Here is a 397-nt window from a genome sequence, read left to right as displayed (position 1 = left end):
GCCTTTGAGGCGGCCATGCGCTTGCAGGCGCCCTGGGTCGAGCGCCTGGCGGAAGGCCTCGCCGTGGAGGAGCTGCAAACCGTCCACCGCGTGCTGGTGGACCTGCGGCTGAAGCTGGAGGGAGACGGCGCTTAGCGACGCTCAAGCGGGGGCGACCGGCTTGTGGAAGGTCAGGACGTAGAAGCTGTCGGCGCGCAAGAGCTCCAGCCGGATGTCCGGCATGGCGGGGGGCACGAGGTCCACCGGGGCGACCACGTCGCCGTAGCGCCCCCGGAAGTAGCCGCGCTCTCCTGGAACCGCCTCATAGACGCCCTTCACGTGCTTCTCGGTCTCGTCGGCGATCAGCAACAGGCTGCCCGGCTTGGCCACGCGGATCATCTCGGCGATCGCCTTGGCG

The 397-nt window shown here is 69.5% G+C and carries 1 protein-coding gene; it reads right to left on the bottom strand.

Translation table 11 applies throughout. The annotated features are described in order from the left end of the window. Positions 1-141 precede the first annotated feature (141 nt). Positions 142-397 (bottom strand): hypothetical protein (locus tag A7976_RS15180; RefSeq protein ID WP_205633493.1); only part of this gene is annotated, 256 nt, incomplete at its 5' end.

The sequence above is a fragment of the Methylobacillus sp. MM3 genome, from assembly GCF_001645185.1.
Lineage (GTDB): Bacteria > Pseudomonadota > Gammaproteobacteria > Burkholderiales > Methylophilaceae > MM2.
The sequence above is the reverse complement of the archived record's forward strand: the minus strand, read 5'-3'. Positions and strand labels throughout refer to the sequence as shown.